This window comes from Paenibacillus sp. OT2-17, from assembly GCF_009827695.1.
In the GTDB taxonomy this organism is placed as follows: Bacteria; Bacillota; Bacilli; order Paenibacillales; family Paenibacillaceae; genus Paenibacillus; species Paenibacillus polymyxa_B.
Genome location: NZ_WUDQ01000265.1, coordinates 1 through 4948 on the forward strand (window position 1 = coordinate 1; position 4948 = coordinate 4948).

The 4948-nt window shown below is 44.4% G+C and carries 5 protein-coding genes; 2 read left to right on the forward strand and 3 right to left on the reverse strand.

The window, feature by feature from the left end; translation table 11 throughout:
• The 3 genes from GRP75_RS19125 to yhbH all read right to left on the reverse strand — a co-directional run.
• Window positions 1–320: Rieske (2Fe-2S) protein (locus GRP75_RS19125; RefSeq protein WP_160790069.1), on the reverse strand; the 320-nt coding region annotated here is incomplete at its 3' end.
• 214 nt (window positions 321–534) lie between these two features.
• Window positions 535–1977 carry a SpoVR family protein gene (locus tag GRP75_RS19130; protein ID WP_160790070.1) on the reverse strand — a complete coding sequence of 481 codons (1443 nt, stop codon included), beginning with the start codon at window positions 1975–1977 and terminating at the stop codon, window positions 535–537.
• Complete coding sequence (yhbH, locus tag GRP75_RS19135) at window positions 1974–3140, reverse strand: sporulation protein YhbH (protein WP_023987828.1); 1167 nt, start codon at window positions 3138–3140, stop codon at window positions 1974–1976. Before yhbH ends, GRP75_RS19130 begins: the two co-directional genes overlap by 4 nt.
• Window positions 3141–3304: 164 nt before the next feature.
• Here yhbH and GRP75_RS19140 point away from each other — a divergent pair, with 164 nt between their 5' ends.
• Both GRP75_RS19140 and GRP75_RS19145 read left to right on the forward strand, forming a co-directional pair.
• Window positions 3305–4024: a response regulator transcription factor gene (locus GRP75_RS19140; protein WP_160790071.1), complete on the forward strand. Its 720-nt coding sequence runs from the start codon at window positions 3305–3307 to the stop codon at window positions 4022–4024.
• On the forward strand, window positions 4021–4948 hold a 928-nt coding region (locus GRP75_RS19145), incomplete at its 3' end, for a sensor histidine kinase (RefSeq protein WP_160790072.1). The genes GRP75_RS19140 and GRP75_RS19145, both read left to right, overlap by 4 nt.

The window sequence follows — 4948 nt, forward strand, 5'->3', positions numbered from 1 at the left end:
TCAGGAATAGCCCGTCCCGGGTGTGCGGGAATATCCACACACTGCCCACTCTCATCGAAAGACCATGCATGATATGGGCATGTGATGTGCCCGCTTTGACAATAGCCGAGCGATAAATCAGCTCCTCGGTGCGGGCAATAAGCATGGATGGCATGTACCTGACGATGATCATCACGGTACAGGACAATATCTTTGCCAAGCAGTCGCTTTTTAAGCGGTTTATTTTTTAGCTCCTTGGACCAGCCAACGGCGTACCAGGCAATCGGGAATACCTGCTGATCACTTTCACGAACTTCACGAAAGCTGGGATGGGTGTTCATCTATATCAACGCTCCTTGTTCTGCTTCTCAATTATGACCCATGGGTCATTTATCATATTAGTATAATACACCCCTGATCCAAAACGAAACAGGTGTCCTGAAATTGGCAAGAAACGAAGGTCGCTTAAGGTTGTATGAAATAGTAAAAAAAGGCGCATATCCTTTTTAGGAATGCCCCTTTTTTAAATTAGGCTGGCTATTTGATTTTGTATGACTATACAAACTTACGATGATGTTTCTTACCGTCATATGAGAATAAGGCGAGCTTTCCCTCAATCAATGTTTCCAAATGAACGGTGCGCCCCCACAGCTGATATACATACGGAAGTGTGCGCTCCATATATTTTAAATCCAGCTCAATGCCTTCGTACTGGTGCTTGAGCTTCAACTCGCCCGTATGCAGGTAATCTCCATCCTCGACGACGATATAAGGGGAGCCTCCATTCACACGTGAAAACACGAGCTGATCCCGTATGTTTTCCCAGGATTTATCGGTAATTTTCCAATCGGGTCCCCGTTTCTCAAACACGTACAGATCCAAATCCTCTGTCAGTTTCTTGGTCATGTAATTGCGTATAAAAGAGGTGTCTGAGTCGAACTCTCGTACCTCGAACATTTTAGCGCGTCCTTCGCCCGGTTTGCGTCCTTGTCGCTCTTGCTCCTCACGGGTTGGGTTATCCCATCGTTTTTCAATATCCTCAAATATTTTCAGTCCCAAATAGTACGGGTTCAGGCTTTGCTTGGAAGGCTGTACGACAGAAGCGTTCAGCATCGCAAATTCAACGGTTTCCTCCCCGGTCAAATCTAGTTCCCTTACAATCCGCTGGTGCCAATAGGAGGCCCAGCCTTCATTCATGATTTTGGTCTCCATTTGAGGCCAGAAATACAGCATTTCGTCCCGTAGCATCGTCATAATATCCCGCTGCCAGTCCTCCAGTACCTCCGAGAATTCCTGAATAAACCAGACGATATCTTTTTCAGGTTCCGGTGGAAACTGGCGTATCTTGATGCCCTCGGTCTCGGCGGGATTATGCTGCTTCACTGTGTCCAGTGACCACAGATCATCGTAAGGTCCAGGGGGACGCTGGCGTTTTCCAGGTTCTTTCTGCTCCCGAATTTTGAGCTCCATGTAACGCTGTTTATCCAGATGCCTTGGTTTGATGATCTGTGGGTCTACATGCTCTTGTATCGCCAGTACAGAGTCAATGAAGGATTCCACAGCCTCTGACCCGTATTCCATTTCATAGCTGTTGATTCGATCTGCTGTGGCCGACATACTCTCTACCATATTGCGATTAGAAGCTGAGAAGCGAGCGTTGTGTTTGAAAAAATCACAGTGTGCCAGTACATGGGCGACAATCAGTTTATTTTGCACCAAAGAATTTCCTTCCAGCAGGAAGGCATAGCAGGGATTGGAGTTAATGACCAGCTCATAGATTTTGCTCAATCCAAAATCGTACTGCATTTTCATCTTGTGAAATGTTTTTCCAAAACTCCAGTGGCTGAAGCGCGTGGGCATACCATAGGCTCCGAACGTGTATACAATATCCGCCGGACAAATCTCATACCGCATCGGGTAGTAATCGAGCCCGAATCCATCGGCAATCTCCATAATTTCTGATATCGCATATTCTAGCTCCTTCTGGTCGGTACTCATCCCACCGATCCCCCTTCCCGTTTGCGAAAAAAGGTACGTAAGGCTTGGTATACCTCACCTTTTTCCTTGATGACATAGTACATAAACTGATCCTTTTTAATATTCTTGTAGGCTGACATCAGCGTGCTGCTGCGATTATATTGATTCACTTCTCCATAGCCGAACATATTGCTCCGCTTTATAAGTTCCTCGATTAGCTTCACACACCGCTCATTGTCCGAGGTCAGGTTATCGCCATCCGAGAAATGGAAGGGATAAATATTGTAGCTGGAAGGAGGATATCGTTTGTCGATAATCTCCAGTGCTTTCAAATAAGCGGAAGAGCAGATCGTGCCGCCACTTTCTCCGCGGGTAAAAAATTCTTCTTCCGTAACCTCTTTAGCCTCGGTATGATGCGCGAGAAAGACAATTTCCACCTTTTCATACTGACGGCGCAAAAAGCGGGTCATCCAGAAAAAGAAGCTGCGAGCGCAATATTTTTCAAAAGAGCCCATCGAGCCTGATGTGTCCATCATGGCTATAATCACCGCGTTGGATTGGGGAATGGTCTTCTCTTCCCATGTTTTGTAGCGAAGATCGTCCGGACTAATATGATGAATGCCCGGTTTCCCCTCACGGGCGTTGCGGCGCAGATTTTCGAGAATGGTTCGTTTCTTGTCAATGTTCGCTTGCATGCCTTTTTTACGTATATCATTAAATACGATAGATTCAACCTCAATTTGATCCTTGTCTTTTTGCTGTAAATTCGGCAATTCCATTTCCTCAAACAGCATATCTTCCAGTTCTTCTATGCTGACTTCCGTTTCCATTATATCGTGTCCCGGCTGGTCGCCGGCTTTCTCACCTTTACCTGGCTTCTGGGAAGCAGGATCACGTCCAATGACATCCCCCACCTGACTGTCGCCATCTCCTTGGCCTACATGCTTTTGCTTTTGATAGTTATAAATGAAGCGATATTCATCCAGACTGCGAATCGGCACTTTAATAATCTGTTGACCGTCCGACATAATAATATTTTCTTCCGTTATCAGATCGGGTAGATTTTGCTTAATGACATCTTTGACCTTCTGCTGATGACGTTGCTGGTCCTGGTACCCTTTGCGATGCAGCGACCAATCTTCGCGGGATACGACGAATGAATATGGCTGGCGTGGTTCCGGCATTATTAGGCACCCCCCAAGTGGATACACGGCACAGTTTGGCCTTGTTGGTTATTAAGTATATTCACGGGGATGAACGATATGTGATGGAACTCGATTTAAATTCTGCCCGTTTGCTTTTATAATGAAAGTAAAAAATGTAAAAAAAGAATGGAGAACCTTGGGTTATGGAAGAAATTGCAGTACTTATAGTAGACGATGAGCAGGGGTTGCGGGATATGCTGACAACGGTGTTAAAAAAAGAAGGATTCCTTCAAGTCAAGCATGCTGCAACGGGTCGGGAAGCGCTGCAAGTCGTGATGGAATCTCATGTGGATGTGATTGTACTTGATGTTATGCTGCCTGATAACGATGGGTTTGAGGTGTGTCGTCAAATGCGTCTATATACGGATGCCCCTATTCTTTTTTTGACGGCAAGAGATACAGACCTAGACAAATTAATGGGGTTTGGTATCGGAGGGGACGATTATATTACCAAACCGTTTAACCCGCTGGAAGTCGTTGCGCGTATGAAAGCTCGAATGAAATATCGGAAAGTTTCGACAGTGGCCATGAAACCGACCTTACGCACTTTAGATTTTGGATATTTTCGTCTGGAACTGGAATCCGGTGTATTGTATGTGGAGGACAAGCAGGTCGATTGTCCGGCACGTGAATGGCTACTGCTGGTTTTTTTGTGCAAGCATCCTAACCGTATTTTCAGTGTACGGCAGCTTTATGAGACGATATGGAGCGAGGCCTTCTTGGGTGATGAGAAGACCGTAGTGATTCATATCTCCCGTTTGCGGAAAAAAATAGAACCTGACCCCAAGCACCCGCAATTTTTAATCAATGTAAGAGGGCTTGGTTATAAAATGATGTCAGTCAAGATGGGGGAGCAAGAATGAACTCTCTGGTTAAGATGTCCTTTCGCTTTATGAAAGTAACGTTATGCTTTGTACTGGCCTATGTCCTATGTTTTGTTATTTGCACGATCTTATATATTTTTATAAAAAGTATATTTGGAGCATCTCAAAATATAAATATTGATTTATTCTGGACAGGACTTGGTATCGTGCAGAGTGTTGTGTTCATAGCTGCCTACGGATGGTATATAGGCAAACCTTTGGTGTATGTAATTAAATGGATTGGAAATATTGCGACAGGGGAATTTCAAGCGCCGCTAAGTGAACTGGAACTGCCGGAGGGCAAAAAAAATCAGAAAAATAGTTATAAACCTCCGTATCAATTGTATAAAGAAGTTTTTGAACAAATGAACATCTTATCGGCTCAATTGCGCAGCAATGAGGAAGAGAGAGTGGAATTAGAGAAACGAAAACAGCAGTGGGTAGCAGGTGTAAGCCATGATCTGAAAACACCATTATCTTATATTGAAGGATATGCGGTCATGCTGACTGCTCAAGAGTATGACTGGTCTGATGAAGAAAGAAGAAGCTTTAGTATGGGTATCAGTGAGAAAGTGACGGAAATGAAGCAGTTGATTCAGGATTTGAATGCTTCTATGCAGCTTAAGGAAGGTCCATTGCCAATCCAATTGGAGAAGAAGGACATTGTGGAGTTTCTCCGTAGTACAGTCATAGATATCGCTAACCATCCTTCAGCCGAGCAATACGAATTTTCTTTTACGTCAATGGACGCGGCATGTATTATGCCCTTCGATAGTAAATTATTAGGCAGAGCGCTCCAGAATTTTTTGATTAATGCTATCATTCATAATCCTCCAGGTACACACGTTTCCATGGAAGTAAGCAAAGCGAACGATAAGCTTCATATTTCTATCGAAGACGACGGAATAGGAATGAATTCCAATG